We start from the raw sequence: 16526 nt of genomic DNA, 5'->3' as shown, positions 1-16526 counted from the left end.
CGAGCCAGTTAGGCGATGTTCTGGCATTAGAACCAGCATTAGTGCTGACACTAATATCAGATCTGAGAGGTTGGCATGGCTCGCATGGAGATCATTTCCGGCGTTGAGCGTAGGCGGCGGTGGTCGAAGGAAGCGAAGCTGGCGATATTGGCTGAAGCCGATCAACCGGGCGTTCGCATTGGTGACGTCGCTCGTCGCCATGACATTTATCCTGCGCAGATCCGTTTATGGCGGAAAACGCTTAGCCACTTCGATGTGTCAGCGACGTTCCTTCCGGTCCACCTGGTCAACGAAGTAAGCCTCGGGCAGATGCCGGCGGCCGGCGGGGCGCCCGCGCTTATCAAGATCCAGCTACGAAATGGTCGCAGTTTGAAAGTTCCGGCGGACATTGAACGCAAGACGCTGTCATCGTTGATCGCGTGTGTTGAGGCTGCATGATCGGGCCGACAGGAAATGTGCGGGTCTACTTGGCTTGCGGGGTGACCGATATGCGGCGCGGTATCGATGGTCTGTCTGCTATGGTCGAGGCAGTGATCAAGGAAGCGCCGGGTTGCGGAGCGATCTTCGGCTTCCGTGGAAAGCGCGCCGACCGGATCAAGCTTCTTTGGTGGGATGGCCAGGGGTTCTGCCTATTCTACAAGATTCTCGAGCGCGGATACTTTCCTTGGCCGACGGCGAAAGATGGCGTTGCGCATCTGACGCAGGCTCAGTTGTCGATGCTTGTTGAAGGCATTGACTGGCGCCGACCAGCGTGGACTTCCGCCCCTGGCCGCACGGGTTAAAAGCTATATTTTACAGTGACATCCGAGGCAAAACGCTAGTGCTTTCGCTGCAAATCGGCTATGTTTTTGGGCATGAAAGCACCCCCGCTGGACAGTCAGGACGAGCTATTGGCATTGCGCGCGCTCGTCGCTGAACAGGCGGCGAAACTCAGCGCACAAGAAGCCGAAGTCATCAAACGCGACTCGATCATCGGTCTTCTGCGCGCGCAGCTGGATCTGCTCCGACATCGGCAGCACGGCGCATCCTCGGAAAAGATCGATCGGAAGATTGAGCAATTCGAACTGATGCTCGAGGAGATCGAAGCCTCTCGCGCCGAAGCTGATGCTCGTTCCGGAAAAGGCCTGCTGCCAGATCTGGATGATACCCCCGACAAGCCGAAACGCAGGCCTCTGCCGGATGGCCTTCCAACTGAAGAGCGGGTGTACACAGCGCCCTGCAGTTGCCCGACGTGTGGTGGCAAGTCCTTCCTGAAGGCGGCCGACAGGGTGGTCCAGGTGATGGAGCATGTGCCGGCTTCTGTGAAGATCGTCCGGCATATCGAGAAGCGCATGGTCTGTAAGGACTGCGATACAACGGTATCGGGTGAGATGCCGACCTTGCCGATCGAGCGAGGCAAACCTGGACCAGGACTGCTCGCACACATCATGGTCGCCAAGTTTGACGATCATATCCCACTCTACCGTTTGTCCGAGATGTACGACCGGCTGGGGATAGACATCTCCCGGTCTGTCATGGCGGACTGGGTTGGCCGTGTGTCCGTTCTGCTCTCGCCCCTCATCTTGCTGATCAGAGCCCATATCGCCGCGGTCGACCGAATACACACGGACGATACGCCGGTCGATGTTCTCGACCCAGGACGAGGAAAGACGAAAACCGGCAGGGTCTGGGTCTATGTCTTCGATGGCAGCGGCTACCAGGATCCCACGCCCGGAGCGATCGCCTATTACTATAGCCCCGACCGAAAGGGCGTGCATCCGGCTGAACACCTCGCTCACTTCAGCGGCGTAATGCATGCGGATGGGTATGCGGGCTACGGCAAGCTTTACGGCAACCAGATCATCGAAGCTGCCTGCATGGCGCATGTGCGCCGCAAGTTCCATGATGTGATCAAGCTCAAGCCATCTCCGATCGCCGACGAGGCACTGTCGCGCATCGGTGCACTCTACGATATTGAGGATCGTATCCGCGGCATGTCGGCTGACGAGAGGCGAACACTGCGCCAGCAACACGCCAGACCCATTCTGACGGACCTCAAGGCCTGGATTGAAACGACGCTTTCGACGCTCCCGCAGAAACAGAAGCTTGCAGAAGCGATGCGATACGCTCTCTCGCGATGGGCAGCTTTGAGCGTCTACGTTGACGATGGCCGTGTCGAAATCGATAACAACATAGCTGAGCGCGCCATGAGGCCGCTTGGAATTGGCAGAAAAAACTGGCTCTTCGCCGGATCAGACAAGGGCGGCGAGCGCATCGCCAATATCCTGACCATCATCGAGACAGCTAAACTCCATGGCCACAATCCAGAGACCTATCTGACAGACGTCCTGACCCGGATCCAGAGCCATCCGAAGGATCGACTTGAGGCACTGCTCCCGTGGCAGTGGACTCCGGCAAAAGACCGGTATGAGGCTGCGTGATGGCACGCTCAAGGATCATCTATACCCTCAAAGAGGTCGCTGAGATGATCGGCGAGAACCTCGAGTTGATCGAAGAGGTGACCGCCAACTCGGATAATATCAGCGAAGGCGAATTGCTTTATGTCCGCGACGGCAGCGAATACGGCACAAAGGGCCTGACCGAGAACGGCGTGGACGAGCTCCAAGATCTCCTCGCCGACATACGGACATGGGATGGTGGAATCCGCCAGTTTCTCGTCGATGAACAATGCGATCCGGATGTGGTCGAACGCGTTATGGCAGACGAGATGAAACGCGGCCTATAATATCGGCCTCTCGACCAAGCGAAAATGCCTTCGCCGGACGCTCACAACTCGGGGCCGAGCCTCTGTTTTTCAATCAGAGGAGCCGACGATGACCACTTATGACGATATTCAGGAACTGCGCGCCGAGTTGGCGGCATCAATCGACGCTGGCGAGCGTCAACAGATCGCTGCTGAGCTGGAGCGGGCAAGTACGCATTCGGCGTAGGCCGCAGCGATCGAGCGGTTTGCATGTTATGCTTGGTAGATGGATATCGACGAGGACAAGATCGACGACGCTGTCCTGGCACTGCTATGGCTGACGCTGCATGACGGGCGTCGGGCATGGAAGGGATTCGATTGGAATGCGACAGACCGACTGTTCAAGAAGGGCCTGATCGGGGATCCGGCGAGCAAGACGAAGTCCTTGATCTTGACGGATGAAGGACTGCAGCGATCAGAGGAATTGTTTCGAGAGTTGTTCATGCGGCGGTAGCAATAGCTATCGCCTTTTGGGCCTTCCAATGCCACGGCAACAGTTCATCGATCCGGTCTGCCGGATGATCGGCGATCCGGGCAAGGACGTCGGCAAGCCAGGCCTGTGGATCAATACGGTTCATTTTCGCTGTGACGATCAAGCTGTACATGGCCGCCGCCCGCTGTCCACCGCGGTCTGAGCCGGCAAACAACCAGGCTTTTCTTCCCAATGCCATTGCCCGTTCATTCTGCCCATGTCGGTCAGGAATTGGAGGTTCATTACCGCTGGCATCCCTATTTTGGCCGCAAGGTCAGTGTGCGGCGGGTAGAGCATCGAGCGACGGGCCAATTTTTTAAGGTGCAAGGTCCATCGGGTCTCGTAGTTTCGATGGCTGCCTGGATGCTTGATCCGGTGGTTTGCGCCGGGATGACGCTGGGCGCGCCACAGGTCGATCTCTTGGCATTGTCCGATCTGAAGAGGCTGGTCACGGTAGCCGCTGCTCCCCCAAACTCCCAACGCGATAATGGAATCGCTTGGGAGAAAGTCGATGAAACAGCACGACGCGCCCGCGCTGACCTCGGGCAGACAGATGAGCCTGATATTCGAACCTCGCCGGGTGGACGGGATGAACGAAGCGGACCGGGCGAAGGTCGTTTTGACGCTTGCCCAAGTCCTGATGCAAGCCGCCGGCATCCGAGTCGAGGAGCTTGCCGATGACAAGCGCTGATCTGCTCCCGGCGACCGTGCTCCAGCGTAAGGCGGTCGTCTATGTGCGCCAGTCGTCGCAGTCCCAAGTCATGACCAATCTGGAAAGCCAGCGACGCCAGTATGATCTGGTCGACATCGCGCGCAAGTACGGCTTTGCCGACATCGAGGTCATCGACGACGATCTCGGGCGATCCGCCAGCGGAACGGTGGCGCGGCCCGGCTTCGACCGTCTGGTCGCTTGGCTCTGCGCGGGTAAGGTCGGGGCCGTCCTGTGCTTCGACGCGTCGAGGCTCGCGCGCAACGGACGCGACTGGCATCATTTGCTTGAACTGTGCGGACTTGTCGAAGCCCGCGTCATCGATCATGACGGTGTGTACAACGCCTGCCATCCGAATGATCGCCTGCTCTTGGGCATGAAAGGCAGCATCAGCGAGTTCGAGCTGGGTGTGTTGCGGGCAAGAATGTACGAAGCCGCCCGGTCGAAGGCGCATCGGGGTGAGCTGCGCCTGTCGGTTCCGTTCGGCTATATATGGCATCGCGAAGCAGGACTGGGGCTCGACCCCGACATCCGTCTGCAAGAGGTGATCCGGCTTATCTTCGCTCGCTTTCGCCAACTTGGTAGTGCCCGCCAGGTGCTGTTGTCGATGAAGGCCGAGCAAATCCACTTCCCCCGGCCCGCAGATGAAGGCCGCATGACGAACTGCGTCTGGCAGCCGGTCCGCTACCGCAATGTGATCAGTGTGCTAAAAAATCCATTCTATGCGGGGGCTTATGTCTACGGCAAAAGCGAGAAGCGAACTTCAATCGTTGAGGGGCGAGCGCGGCGAACCTACGGACATTACAAGCCTGCGGGCACCTGGGAAGTGATGATCAAGGATCATCACGAAGGGTACATCGGCTGGGAGGAATATGAATGCAACCAGAGGCAGTTGGCGCTCAATGCCTACGGTCGCTCGGATGGTGTAAAGTCAGGCCGTGGGGGCAAGGCGCTCTTATCGAGCCTCCTGACGTGCGCCCGTTGCGGCCAACGTCTGAGTGTTTGCTATAGGGGCGGCCCGATAAGCCAGCCGGTCTACCGCTGCGACAAGGGTAATCTGGCTGGGCTGCCTCGTTGTATGATCTTCGGTGCTCCGAAGATTGACACGGCGGTTGCACGAGAGCTGTTGCGAGCGGTAGAACCCTTGGCGATCGAAGCCGCGATCGAGGCGGAACGGATGCACCGGAAACAGCAAGATGATCAGCGCCAGATCCTTGATTTGGAGCTCCAGCAGGCCCGCTACGAGGCCGGCCTTGCCGAGCGGCGCTACGCGGCATGTGATCCTGACAATCGTCTGATCGCCGCACAGTTGGAGAAAAACTGGGAAATCGCGTTGCGCCGCGTGCGTGATCTTGAGACGCGCCAGCCTGCCGAAAACCCGACGACCATCGAGGTTGATCCAGGTGCTTTCGCCAACCTGGCAGAAAACCTGTCAGCGGCCTGGAATGCTCCTGATGTGACGATGCGCGCCCGCCAGCAGCTTCTTCGAACGCTGATCGCCGACATCATCGTCGATGTCGACGATGCCATACGTGATGTCGTGCTCACCATTCATTGGCGGGGTGGCCAGCACTCGGAGCTGCGTGTTCGCAAGCCGCGCTCCGGCGAACACGGCAGCGCGACAGCCGAAGATGCACTGGAAGTCATGCGCAGCATGGCCGGCCGCTGGTCTGACGAGCACATCGCCGCGACGCTCAACCGAATGGGCTTTCCCACCGGCCAGGGGAAGACCTGGACAGCCCATCGGGTCCGTTCTGTTCGTTACGTGCGTGGCATCGATGCCTACCGTTCAGCTGACAAAAATGGCGAATGGCTCACGCAAATCGAGGCCGCGAAAGCGTTGGGTGTCTCAAGCCATATGATACGCAAGCTTGTTTCCACGGGCGTTCTTCCTGCAGTCCAGGTTGTTCCGCGGGCGCCCTATCAGATCCGTGCCATCGATTTGACGTCCGAGCCGGTCAGAGCGGCGATTGCCCGGAAAGGTCGCCCGTTGCGCGATGTTGATGCGGACACGCTTCCAATGTTTACAGACACTTAACGAAGGGGTGCATAATGAAACACGTCTCGCCACACCGCGCAGTGAACGCTCGGCACAATTATTCGACAAGCAGATGCGGCCGTCATCGAGGAAGCGGGTAAAGGATGCCCAGCGGTTCAGCATGTAGTCGAAGGCCTTGGCCAGATCGTTGTCGCGAGACAGCTTGGCACGTTGCTCGCGCATCCATACTTCCATGGCGTCTACCAACGGCTTGCTGAGCTGCTGACGGGTTGCCTTCCGCACTTCCGCCGTCTGGCCATTGATCAGGCGTTCGTTCTCGAACAGCGCGTCGATCCGCTGCACCATCTGGATCGCGATCGGCGAGATCACGGCGGTGCTTTTGCCTTGCGCTTTTCGGCGCGCATTGGCTTCCAGATCGGCCAGGGCGAAGAACGGCCGCCGGGCGTGTGCCCAGCACGCTGCCTCATAGATCGGCCCCGGACTTCGATCGGGAAGATAGAGCTGTGTATAGCCACTATAGGCATCCGCCTGAAGGATGCCGCTATAGGTGGCCAGATGACTTTGAGGGTGTTCGCCGCCCCGGTCCCGGGAATAATAGAACATCGCCGATGGCGGCGTCGTTCCGCCGAACGGGGCATCGTCCCGGACATATGTCCAAATCCGGCCCGTGTCGGTCTTGCCAGCGGCCAGAACAGGAACTGTCGTATCATCGCCATGAACGCGTTCGGCGGCAAAAGTATGGGCTTTGATCCGCCTCAGCAGCGGATCAAGGACATGGCAGCAGGCCCCGATCGCATCAGCCACCGTCGACAGGCTGATCGGTACACCTTCCAACGCAAAGCGTTCGACCTGGCGATTGAGAGGGATGTGCTGACCAAACTTGTCGCACAGGATCATCGCCAATAGCCCCGGACCCGCCCAGCCCCTCGGAATAACGTGGAAAGGTGCCGGCGCCTGGCTGATCTTTTCGCAGTCGCGGCAACTGAACTTTTCCCGCACCGTCTGGATGACTTTCCAGGAACGCGGAACGCTTTCCATCGTCTCAGTGATATCTTCGCCGAGTTTGCGCAACCGCTCACTGCCGCAGCAGCTGCAGGCGACTGGACCAGGCACGACAAAACGTTCGCGCGGCAGGTGCTCCGGAAAGGGTTTCTTCACGGGCCGCTTTCGGGTGAAGCCGGCGACAGCAACTGATGCGGCCGCAGCAACGGCCATTTCGGCGGCAAGCTCATCCTCGGTGGCCGTCGCCTCGGCGTCCTCGAGCATCAGCTCCATTTGCGCAATCAGCCGCGAGGTTCGTTCCGACTTCTGGCCACGCAGCTCCCTTTGCAGCTTTTCGATATGGACCTTCTGACGAAGAATGATCGCCTGATTATCGGCTTCCTTAGCCTTGGCGACGGCAAGATCGGCTAAGGCGGCGGCGCGTTCCGCACGGGCTACGACCAGCTCAGCCTCGAGAGCCGCGGCATAATCGGGATGCTGTTCCGAGCCGGTTTCCATGCTCGAAGTGGATCACAAAGCCACTGATTTGCATAGCTTTTCTTCAGAATCCAAGCCGCAAATCCATCTATCCGGCGCTCGTCGGCCGCCATGTCTGTTGCGGGTTTCGCCAGTCTATTCCAGACAGGAGATAGGAGAGTTGCGCAGAAGAGATGGTCACCGCACCGCCCTCAACGTTCGGCCAGATGAACCGCCCCCGCTCCAACTTTTTTGTAAACGTGCAACTGCCCTGGCCGTCGTGCCAGATCACCTTCAGATGATTGCTCCTGCGGCCTCGAAAGCAAAACAGATGCCCACAGAATGGATCTTGCTTCAAAATCTCCTGGACCTGCAGCGCCAGGCCGGGGAAGCCGCGCCGCATATCCGTATGGCCCGTCGCGAGCCACACCTTAACCCCACTCTCAAACGGGATCATGGCGCTCTCGACCGGCCCAGAACTTCAAGAACCCGAGACAACGTCGCCTGATCAAAGCCGACGCCGACTCGTACGCTCCGGCCATCGCCGACATCGATCTCGATCGGGCAAGGCTGCGATCGAGCAGTACAGCCTTCCGGCAAATCCGACGGCGTCACCTTGACCGGAACGAATCCCAGTCGGGAGCCGCCGTTCTCAACAACACCAAATTCGCGACGCCACCTGTAGACCAACGACCGATCAATCTCGTGGCGACGAGCAACGTCCGTTACCGAGGTGTCGCCGTGCAAAGTCTCCGAAACAATTGCCTCTTTGTCGGCGCGGGTGAAATTCCGGCGCCGCACACTCCCGGCCAAAATCTCAAAATCATGAATAGACACGTCGTTATCCTCGTGATTAGCAACGTGGCGAAAACGCCAGCCTCACGAAAACAACCTCAATTCCTCAATAAAACAAGGCGGCCCTGCCCGTAGGGATACGCGGGCAATTGCGCAGCACCAAGAGGAAGAGGCTGAATTTGATGCGCTGATTCGCGCTGAGCCGCCCACTAGGCGGCTCACTTCTCAGCGCCAGGTTAAGTAGGTACAAGGTGCTTAAGCCGCTATGCCTAGCTTGCCCGCGAAATATTCCCGCAGTTCAGAAACCGAATTGAAAATGGCATCCGGGTTCGAAGCAACTAGTTCGGATGTGTCGGTACATCCCCACGCAGAGCCCAGCGCCATAACATCAGCGCCGCGCGAAGCTTCGGTATCCTGCGGTTGATCACCCACATGGTACGTGTCTTCTGGCCCGGCACCTGCCTTCGACATGGCGAGCAGCAGCCCCTCGGGATGGGGTTTCCGGTTCTTCACGTGATGATAGCCAACAACGATATCTATCGGCCACCCGTGGGCCTTGATGAACGCCTTCGGCACCATGTCGGGGCTTTTTGTGACGATCGCTATCGTCTGGCCGGATTCGTGGAGGTCCTGAAGCAGCTGCGTGATGCCATCATAGACAGGAAGCTTGGGGGCCTGCGCCATAACAGCCTTCCAGTTCCGGGCGGCGCGCAAATGCTCAACGGAAGACGTATCCACAAGGGTCTGGTCGAAGTCGAAAATAATCATATCAGAAAGCCATCGAGGTCTGAGGATCGTTGTTCTGTGACTTCTCCAACCTGATTTCAGGCGCAGACTTCATCTGCTCGATCTGCTTCAGAAACTGCATGAGAGCTGGGCCGTCGGCTATACCTCTGGCCCATCGTTCAGCAATCATCATCTGATTGCCCTTCGTCTTGTCTTCATGCTTCCACTTATCGGGGTGATCGATGCATGCAAGAATCCGCTTTTGCTCTCGCGAAAAGCGAACGGTGTGCATGGTTCCACCCTTAACGTCCGTTTCTACCACAAGCACAGCGTCGGAAAGACCACTCTGGATGCGGTCTCGTTCGGCAAAAGCAGTCCGCATGGGGGTAACGCCGAGGGGGTATTCACTCACTAGGCATCCGCCATTTTCGAGCAGCCGGCCTGCTAGTCCACGGTTGGCGGCCGGATAAACCTTGTCCAGGCCGTGAGCCATTACAGCAACCCCCACGCCGTGGGCATCTAAGCAGCCTTCATGTCCGAAAGTATCGCACCCGTGCGCTAGGCCGCTTACGATCGTGAAGCCCTCTTCGGCGGCTGTTGCCGCCGATTTTCTGGCGACTGCCTCCCCATATGGAGTTGGCTCACGTGTTCCCACGACAGCGATGCACCTGGCCGCATGTAAACCTTTTACATCGCCTTTCACATAGAGGACGGCCGGGGGATCAGGGATATTTCGTAGCCGCTCGGGATAACCTTCGTCATGGAAGGAAAAGAATTTGATTCCGCTGGCTTGGGTGTTTTCCAGCTCATCTTCCGCTCGATCCCATGCGTCCAGTAGGGCGCCTTCCGACAGTTTCGCTCGTGTCGCCCTATCCACGACGAGTTCTTTTGCGTCACTGTCCGGAATGGGGGCGTAGATTATGCGCAGGGCGGCGCGCCGACCGACGCCTTTGAGCTTCATCAAAGCGGCAAGCGCCACCGAGGTCGAGGATATGGATGATGCAGCCATGTTCTAGCCCTTCTTGAATTTTGCGTCGTGCTCCTGCTCGCCCTGGCTCCAGAGATTATCCCATCTGGCAGGAACTTGGTCGTTGTCTGGATTGGGGCAGTAGTCAACACTTTCAGCCTTCGCCAGAGCAATCCCGTAGACCTTGCACTTTGGATTTGTCGCAAGCACCGCTAGAGCGATGCGCGACAGTGTATCACCGCGCGTAATGAAGTCATCGAAAACGAAGACATGATCCGCATCTATTTTAGCGGACTGATATTTGGCTTTATCCAGCTCTGCGGTTCTGCCTTCTGCTGAATAGATGGTATGAATCTTCTGGTGGACATTCTTAGAAAGTGCTGTGTCGTTATATTGGGCACCGCATATTCTCGCGCATTCCTTCGCGATCCATGGGATTGCCCGGTTTGGGTCTGCCTTGGTTTCACCGGATGAAAGTGCCGGGATGAACACGGTGCGCTTGGGATCGACGCCTAGATGCTTGATGAGATCAGGGACAGCCTCATAGAGAACTGTGGACGCTCCCCACTCAGCCTTGTTGATTTTATCCTTGAAGCGAATGAAGCGGGCGGTCCACTTCTCGCTTGTCTTGTCTTTCAGCTTGTAGGCTATCGCATAAGAATGCGTCACGCCGTTAGAAACGCTCAGGTGCGGAAAGCCCATCCATCCAGCGACCATGTTGTAATAAATCATCAATAGCCCCTCCCCTTAGTTCAGCCACTCAAAATGTAGGAAGCGCTGGTGTAATATTCAACTACAGGGAGAGATTGGTGACGGGGAGGGAGGCCAGGGCTATTTCCAAGTTACCCCAGCCTCGTCACCGTCCGGATCGCTGAGCCGAGAGCCGGAACCCTCAGAACCAATAGATCACAGACTGATGGCGAGAAGCTGCGAAAATGGCCAATTCAAGGGGAGATCGTATCGACATTGATATTGTGCCCCCGCGGGTCTCTATTTAGAGCGCTGATGTTCAGCCCAAATTCGCTTTACCTGCGACACGCTGCATCCCGCCAACTTTGCAGTTCGAGCGATGCTATTGCCGCCTGATCTTAAAGCGATGATCCGCTCATGGGTTGCGGTGTCGGCCTGTCGGCCGACGTACTTGCCGCCCGACTTCGCCAAATCGATGCCTTGCCGCTGGCGTTCGCGCCGATTCTCGAAATCGTCTCGAGCCATTTGCAGCGCCAGTTTCAAAAGCATCTCCTGGACCGACTCGAGCACGATCTTGGCAACGCCGTCGGCGCCGGCGGCCAGATCGCTGAGGTCGACAACCCCGGGTACGGCGAGACGGGCACCCTTCTTCCGGATCGTCGCGACCAGCTTTTCGGCTTCGGGCAATGGCAGGCGGCTTATGCGGTCGATCTTTTCGGCAATCACCACCTCGCCGGGCTGAAGATCGGCGACCAAGCGCAGCAGCTCCGGCCGGTCGGCCCGAGCGCCTGACGCTTTTTCCCGGTAGACTGCGGCGACGTAATAACCTGCTTGCTTCGCCTGGTCGATGATTGATTCCTGCCGTTCGAGATCCTGCCCTTGCGTACTCACACGCAGATAAACCCGGGCGATACGCATTTCCGCTCCTCATGGCCAAATAGAGTATACTTCACTGAGCCTAGTTTACGCGCCTAGCTCAAAATTGAAAGTAGCAATCCTAATGCGCTATGCTATCGTGAGCCACTTAATTGAACCAGGTCGCCAATGTTTTACGAAGACGAATTGCCTGACAGCCCCATTGAGCGAGCAACAATGTTGGAAAGCATCATGACGGCTGCCGCGACGGATGGTTCTCCAGATAATCGTATCTATGAGCATCTTCGGCGCGAATTCATGTACGACGAAGAGTTGAAGAATCTGCTCCCACCCTTCGTGCGTTCGCATCGCAATCTCAGTACGTTTCGATCGTGGACGCAGAAGCAGTCGCCGCAGTGGCAGCCGCGGCGTGAGCTTATCGCAGAAGGCTTTCGGCCCCTATTTGACTACCTTGAGGGCAAAGGCCGAGCTCCAGGTGACACCGTTGTCTCTGATGCACTTGTATCGTTCGATACAGAGAGCGTTCACTCCGTATGGACCAAGGCGCTTGCCCGCCGGTCCACTGATCCGGAGGGCGCTATTACCATAGCCAGGACGCTGCTCGAGACAGTGTGCAAGCGCATCCTCGACGAACGGGGTATCACCTATGCGGACACTGAGGATCTTCCGAAGCTCTACGGAATGGCCGCAAAAGCACTGAATCTCGCGCCTAACCAGCATTCAGAAGAGCCGATCAAGGCCATTCTCGGCGGCGCTATGAATCTCGTGAACGGTATCGGCACGCTTCGAAATCGTCTGTCGGATTCGCATGGTCGCGGCGGCAAGCCCGTGAAACCATCCCCGCGCCATGCGAGTTTGGCCGTGAATACTGCTGGCGCCGTCGCAACCTTCCTTGTCGAGACCCATCTGGAGAAGAAGCCGTCATGACGGTTGATCTAACGGCCGCCAATAATTTGCCACCACGAAGCGACGAGCTATTTAGAATCTTTGCGCGATTTGAACTTGCTTTAAAAATGGCTCGCTATTGTCGCGATGTTAAGGGCAGCGTCGAGATAACGTGGGACAGCTTTGCCAACAGCAAGCATATTGGGACAAAGTTTCTTAAACATGTCAGAGACAGTCAACTCTGCCCGACCATATTGAGTGACCCTCCGAAACCTGAGGTGATAGATCAGTCAGGGGCGTGGGGTTTTGCCGCCAAGGCGGCTATACCCGTTTCGACCCAAGATCTATTCGGTGCGGTACGACGGGTTCGTAACAACCTTTTCCATGGCGGAAAGTACTTTGACAGTGAGCCTAAGCGAGACGCGGCGCTCGTCGCCGAGACCATAGCGGTCCTGCTTTTGGCGGCGGAATGGGAACCCGACGTCAATTTCTTCTTCGAAGGTAGAGCATGAGAAATAGCATTATTGTCCTGCTCGTAGTCGCATTGGGCTGGTCTGGGTGGCGGCTGGCTGAGGTCGAACGTCAGAGATATGCACTCGTAACCAGTCTTTGTCAGATCGATCCGGCGAATCCTCGGACAGTCGATTGTTTGCGGACGGCAGAGCCACGGAGCAGCCGATTGTGGAATCTCTACTATGGGCTGTTTGATTGATGGCGGGATACTTCAGCAAAGAAGCTATCGATGAGCTTTACGCCGGCCAAAAGGACATGCGCCAGCGGTTCGCCTCCCTGCGTGAACAGTTTCTCACCCGCACCTATAAGTCAGAGCGTGGTCGGGAATTTGCCTACCATGGATTTTCCCGTCGCCTCGGAACCATGGCTCATGCGGTAGATCTAATCTTCGAGAAACTTCCTCCAGAGCTTGAACAGATTCCGGCAAAAGACACCGTTCTCGAGGCGACGATCGCAATCCAGTCGTTTGTGATGAACGCCTTTGGTTGTCTCGATAACCTCGCCTGGATCTGGGTTTGCGAGAAACCGGTATTAAAGGACGGAAAGGAGCTGGACCCGTTGAAGGTGGGCCTTGGTCCCAAAAGCAAAGAGGTGCGCGCGTCATTCAGTCAGAAATTTGTCGCCCATCTTGAAAGCCGCCAGAATTGGGTCGATCAGCACCTTAAGGGCTTTCGAGACAGCCTTGCTCATCGGATCCCTCTGTACATACCGCCATACATCGTCACGCCTGAGGCAATCGACAGCTACAACAAGCTTGAGGTGCAGTCGGCCGAAGCGTTGCGCAATCTACATGTCCATGCCTATGAAGAATTGCAAGCGGCTCAGAAAGCCCTAGGACTTTGGCGGCCATGGATGACGCATTCAGTAACCGAAAAATCGCCTCGGGCAGTCTTCCACCCACAACTGATCGCCGACTATATGACGATCGATGAATTTGGTCGCGCGATGCTCGATGAATTGGCCCTGCAAGGATTGTGATCGTCTATTCTTTTTGCCACAGCACGACTACTCAGACATCGTTGAAGCCAGCTCGACCCCGTATAGGACATGATCTAGCGACAACTCCAGGCCCGGTCCTGATCTCCTCGATCGGCATCGAGGTGATTCACTGGTCGCCAACTAGAATCGCGAACTGCTCGTGTTCCTGGTTCCAGATACTCTCCGCCAATTTGCTCACCTTGTCGGCCTCTTCACGAGTTCGGGTGCGAGCTTGATCGTTCACCTGAATAAATTCGATATTAAGCTCGTTGGCCGCTTGCTTGACGCTGTTGGGCCAGATCGGATCCCACTTGACACCTGCACCTAGCCGATTTTTCCGGCGCAAGGGGATTTTGAATCGATATTCACTGATGGTCTGCTCGCGTCTTTGATCAAAGCCCGTGCTGCATCATCAGCGGGATCGCCTTCGAACAGGATACGCTTCGAAATGCTCATTCAAGCCCTCTTAACATTAGCGTGCATACTCCGTTATCGGGTGACAGAAATGATGCCGAGGCCGGGCTAAAGCGAGAATCAGAGCCATTCTGACCGAGCTCTTGATGATGACATCATGAGGCACGAGTCGACACCAGAGTAAATATCTGAATGGTCATCGACTTGACGTCACATTCGTTGTTCGCCACATTGGTTGCGGTCTCTACGCACAGGCCGGTGTGCCCACCATGCAAAGCTCGTGGCAGTGCGATTATCCTGGCAGCTTTGAACCGTTCCCGATTGGGCGGATTTGATTAGCAGTGGGCACATAGTCGGATCCGTTACTGTCAGGAATGGATCATGACAACGACAGAATCCCTCGACTTCATCAAAAGTCTCGCCAAGAAGCTCGCGCGTGCGCGACGTATCAAGCAGTTCAGTGCTCTCGAAGTGACCGCCCAGCAGATGGGATATCCACATTGGAATGCCCTGACGGTGGCTTACAAGAAGGGGTGGCGACCGAGTTCGACCCAGATTGAAGCAATGAAAGAGATCGTCGACACGGTGAACCCTCTAAAATCCAAGGAATCTGGCACCGCCGGTTTGGACGCACTTTGCTCCGTCCCGGGTACCACGATAGTTGCGTCGATACCAAGAGATGACGCCGATCCCTTGTCGGCAGACGAGATCTTCGGCGTGCTCGACGGTCACAAATTCCGCCTTAGTGTCGACTGTGACGATGTGTTCATGGACGGGCGCGGCTGGCGGATCGTCGTTCCCGAGGCACCGTCCGCGACCGCGGAAGCCAGTGTGACCGATAGGCGGATCAAGTCGAACCCGATTCTGGATCAGGGGTTCGTCGAAAAGGCGCTCAGGGTCTCCCAAATTCGGGCCGAGCAGGTGCGCGCCCGAATTGCTTCCGACTGGCCCCGTCGATCAACAGTGCCTGATGCCAATGGGGGCGTTCAACACCCTCTATTCGGCTCCCTTTCCAATCGGTGGTTCTGCTTTCATTGCGATGAGATATTTACCGGGACGCAGATCGCCAAGAACCTTTGGCACTGCCCGGGTTGCAGCGCTTCGCCGATCGACATCCACCCAGCGGATGAACAAGCATTGTGGAACAATGAGGAGTACGTTGAAGGTCAATGACCAATGCGGCAGCAGACCGTGGCAGCGCAGGCTTCGGTCGCGCCTGCTACGGTTTGCAGCGCCGTCGCTTGCGGCGGGTGCGTCGTCTACTTGTCCAGAGAATACACCTTCACCTTGCGCGCCCGTTTCTTGACGCCCTTGAACGATGGGTGCCGAAGCTTTCCGTCCTGCGTCCAGGCTCGATACTCCACCTCGGCGACAAGCAGCGGCTCGGAGAAGACGGCGCCCTTTCGTTTCAGCGTCACCGGTGGCCGCGTCGCGGGGATCGCCTCGAGCAGTTCACGAAGCTCTACCGCTTCCTCGTTGCTCCAACCGGTCCCACAACCGCCCACATAGACGAGGCCGTTCCCCTTTTTCGCCGCGAGCAGCAATCGGCCGATCGCTCGTGGCATGGTCGAAGGCTCATAGCCGACGATCACAAAGGTATCGCGCCGAGCGCATTTGATCTTGAGCCATTCCGGGCGGCGGTCCGATCGATATGGTGCGTCCCTGCGTTTGGCGATGATGCCCTCTAGCCCGAGCTCGCACGCGGCGCGAAAGAACTCGGCGCCGTCGGCGTGCACCTCCTCCGAGAAGCGAATCGCGCCAGCCCTGCCGGCGACGATCGGCTCGAGCCTGCGCCGGCGCTCCGCCAACGGCCGCGACCGCAAATCGTGGCCGTCGAGATAGAGGAGATCGAAGGCATAGAAAATTATCTCACTCGGCTCGTGTAAGCTCGGTTTCTTGCCGACCGCGCGCTGCAGCAGCCCGAAATCTGACCGGCCCTGCTCATCCAGAACGACCGCCTCGCCGTCGATGATCATGGACGCGTGCCCGAGCTGGCGCGCCTCAGCGACGATCGAGCCGAACTTCTTGGTCCAGTCGTAGCCGCCACGCGTAATCACCCTCACCTCGCCTGGCTCGACATGGACCGCCAGCCGGTAGCCATCCCACTTCACCTCAAAGGCCCACTCCGGACCTTTCGGCGGCTTGTCGACGAGGGTTGCAACACAGGGATCGACGCGGCGCGGCATAGGATCGGCCGGCGGCGCGGGAGGCGGTGTCTTCTTCGCTGTTTTAGCCATCTCGCATTAACGCACGAAACAGCAAAAACGTCTAAGCTGGATCTTTCCATCACCAAAGCGCGTT

Annotated in this window: 19 protein-coding genes and 2 pseudogenes; 11 read left to right on the top strand and 10 right to left on the bottom strand. The window is 57.5% G+C overall.

The genetic code is table 11. The features are described 5' to 3' along the window. The first annotated feature begins 75 nt into the window (after positions 1–75). The 5 genes from tnpA (BHMPCIPO_RS31080) to BHMPCIPO_RS31060 all read left to right on the top strand — a co-directional run bounded on the left by tnpA (BHMPCIPO_RS31080) (position 76) and on the right by BHMPCIPO_RS31060 (position 3197). A complete protein-coding gene (gene tnpA, locus BHMPCIPO_RS31080) occupies positions 76–438 on the top strand; it encodes an IS66-like element accessory protein TnpA (protein WP_037126023.1) in 363 nt (120 codons plus the stop codon). Then, on the top strand, positions 435–782 hold the full coding sequence (gene tnpB, locus BHMPCIPO_RS31075) for an IS66 family insertion sequence element accessory protein TnpB (protein ID WP_060644803.1): 348 nt from the start codon (positions 435–437) through the stop codon (positions 780–782). The genes tnpA (BHMPCIPO_RS31080) and tnpB (BHMPCIPO_RS31075) overlap by 4 nt, the downstream gene beginning before the upstream one ends. Before the next feature lie 72 nt (positions 783–854). Further along, positions 855–2420 (top strand): IS66 family transposase, encoded by a 1566-nt coding sequence (gene tnpC / locus BHMPCIPO_RS31070; protein WP_173520676.1) that lies wholly within the window; start codon positions 855–857, stop codon positions 2418–2420. Next, on the top strand, positions 2420–2725 hold the full coding sequence (locus tag BHMPCIPO_RS33290) for a hypothetical protein (protein ID WP_060644801.1): 306 nt from the start codon (positions 2420–2422) through the stop codon (positions 2723–2725). Before tnpC (BHMPCIPO_RS31070) ends, BHMPCIPO_RS33290 begins: the two co-directional genes overlap by 1 nt. Positions 2726–2969: 244 nt before the next feature. Then, a complete protein-coding gene (locus BHMPCIPO_RS31060; RefSeq protein WP_173520653.1) occupies positions 2970–3197 on the top strand; it encodes a DUF6429 family protein in 228 nt (75 codons plus the stop codon). Here BHMPCIPO_RS31060 and BHMPCIPO_RS31055 read toward each other — a convergent pair. Further along, positions 3184–3420: pseudogene (locus BHMPCIPO_RS31055) on the bottom strand (transposase domain-containing protein); the annotation flags it as partial. The gene BHMPCIPO_RS31060 and the pseudogene BHMPCIPO_RS31055 sit on opposite strands and share 14 nt — an antisense overlap. Positions 3421–3726: 306 nt before the next feature. Here BHMPCIPO_RS31055 and BHMPCIPO_RS31050 point away from each other — a divergent pair. Together BHMPCIPO_RS31050 and BHMPCIPO_RS34005 are read left to right on the top strand one after the other, a co-directional pair. Continuing rightward, positions 3727–3906, top strand: coding sequence for a hypothetical protein (locus BHMPCIPO_RS31050; protein ID WP_041678995.1), 180 nt, complete (start codon positions 3727–3729; stop codon positions 3904–3906). Further along, positions 3893–5962, top strand: coding sequence for a recombinase family protein (locus tag BHMPCIPO_RS34005; RefSeq protein ID WP_112977459.1), 2070 nt, complete (start codon positions 3893–3895; stop codon positions 5960–5962). Before BHMPCIPO_RS31050 ends, BHMPCIPO_RS34005 begins: the two co-directional genes overlap by 14 nt. Positions 5963–5989: 27 nt before the next feature. Here the strand turns inward: BHMPCIPO_RS34005 and tnpC (BHMPCIPO_RS31040) are convergent. The 7 genes and pseudogenes from tnpC (BHMPCIPO_RS31040) to BHMPCIPO_RS31010 all read right to left on the bottom strand — a co-directional run. After that, positions 5990–7423, bottom strand: a pseudogene (tnpC, locus tag BHMPCIPO_RS31040) (IS66 family transposase); the annotation flags it as partial. 67 nt (positions 7424–7490) lie between these two features. After that, on the bottom strand, positions 7491–7838 hold the full coding sequence (tnpB, locus tag BHMPCIPO_RS31035) for an IS66 family insertion sequence element accessory protein TnpB (RefSeq protein ID WP_173520652.1): 348 nt from the start codon (positions 7836–7838) through the stop codon (positions 7491–7493). Then, a complete protein-coding gene (gene tnpA / locus BHMPCIPO_RS31030; RefSeq protein WP_173520651.1) occupies positions 7835–8218 on the bottom strand; it encodes an IS66-like element accessory protein TnpA in 384 nt (127 codons plus the stop codon). Before tnpA (BHMPCIPO_RS31030) ends, tnpB (BHMPCIPO_RS31035) begins: the two co-directional genes overlap by 4 nt. A 213-nt stretch (positions 8219–8431) precedes the next feature. Then, the gene (locus BHMPCIPO_RS31025) at positions 8432–8944 is read right to left on the bottom strand and encodes an HAD family hydrolase (protein ID WP_173520650.1); all 513 of its coding nucleotides are present in this window, start codon (positions 8942–8944) and stop codon (positions 8432–8434) included. 1 nt (position 8945) lies between these two features. Next, positions 8946–9911 (bottom strand): DNA-processing protein DprA, encoded by a 966-nt coding sequence (dprA, locus tag BHMPCIPO_RS31020; protein ID WP_173520649.1) that lies wholly within the window; start codon positions 9909–9911, stop codon positions 8946–8948. A 3-nt stretch (positions 9912–9914) separates the two neighbouring features. Beyond that, on the bottom strand, positions 9915–10601 hold the full coding sequence (locus BHMPCIPO_RS31015) for a hypothetical protein (protein ID WP_173520648.1): 687 nt from the start codon (positions 10599–10601) through the stop codon (positions 9915–9917). Between the two features lie 258 nt (positions 10602–10859). After that, positions 10860–11477, bottom strand: a complete 618-nt coding sequence (locus BHMPCIPO_RS31010; protein ID WP_173520647.1) for a recombinase family protein — start codon at positions 11475–11477, stop codon at positions 10860–10862. Positions 11478–11603: 126 nt separating this feature from the next. Here BHMPCIPO_RS31010 and BHMPCIPO_RS31005 point away from each other — a divergent pair, with 126 nt between their 5' ends. From BHMPCIPO_RS31005 to BHMPCIPO_RS30995, 3 genes are all read left to right on the top strand, one after another. Next, positions 11604–12362 (top strand): abortive infection family protein, encoded by a 759-nt coding sequence (locus tag BHMPCIPO_RS31005; protein ID WP_173520646.1) that lies wholly within the window; start codon positions 11604–11606, stop codon positions 12360–12362. Next, complete coding sequence (locus BHMPCIPO_RS31000) at positions 12359–12832, top strand: hypothetical protein (protein ID WP_050994678.1); 474 nt, start codon at positions 12359–12361, stop codon at positions 12830–12832. Before BHMPCIPO_RS31005 ends, BHMPCIPO_RS31000 begins: the two co-directional genes overlap by 4 nt. Positions 12833–13031: 199 nt before the next feature. Beyond that, positions 13032–13811, top strand: coding sequence for a hypothetical protein (locus BHMPCIPO_RS30995; RefSeq protein WP_173520645.1), 780 nt, complete (start codon positions 13032–13034; stop codon positions 13809–13811). A gap of 324 nt (positions 13812–14135) precedes the next feature. On the opposite strand, the gene BHMPCIPO_RS33555 is transcribed toward BHMPCIPO_RS30995, so the two are convergent. Next, positions 14136–14267: a hypothetical protein gene (locus BHMPCIPO_RS33555; protein ID WP_282439114.1), complete on the bottom strand. Its 132-nt coding sequence runs from the start codon at positions 14265–14267 to the stop codon at positions 14136–14138. Between the two features lie 339 nt (positions 14268–14606). Between BHMPCIPO_RS33555 and BHMPCIPO_RS30990 the strand changes: the two genes are divergently transcribed. Beyond that, positions 14607–15398 carry a hypothetical protein gene (locus BHMPCIPO_RS30990; protein ID WP_173520644.1) on the top strand — a complete coding sequence of 264 codons (792 nt, stop codon included), beginning with the start codon at positions 14607–14609 and terminating at the stop codon, positions 15396–15398. A gap of 86 nt (positions 15399–15484) precedes the next feature. Here BHMPCIPO_RS30990 and ligD read toward each other — a convergent pair whose 3' ends face one another. Beyond that, complete coding sequence (gene ligD / locus BHMPCIPO_RS30985) at positions 15485–16462, bottom strand: non-homologous end-joining DNA ligase (RefSeq protein WP_173520643.1); 978 nt, start codon at positions 16460–16462, stop codon at positions 15485–15487. Positions 16463–16526 lie beyond the last annotated feature (64 nt).

This window comes from Ensifer sesbaniae (assembly GCF_013283665.1).
Lineage (GTDB): Bacteria > Pseudomonadota > Alphaproteobacteria > Rhizobiales > Rhizobiaceae > Ensifer > Ensifer sesbaniae.
The sequence above is the reverse complement of the archived record's forward strand: the minus strand, read 5'-3'. Positions and strand labels throughout refer to the sequence as shown.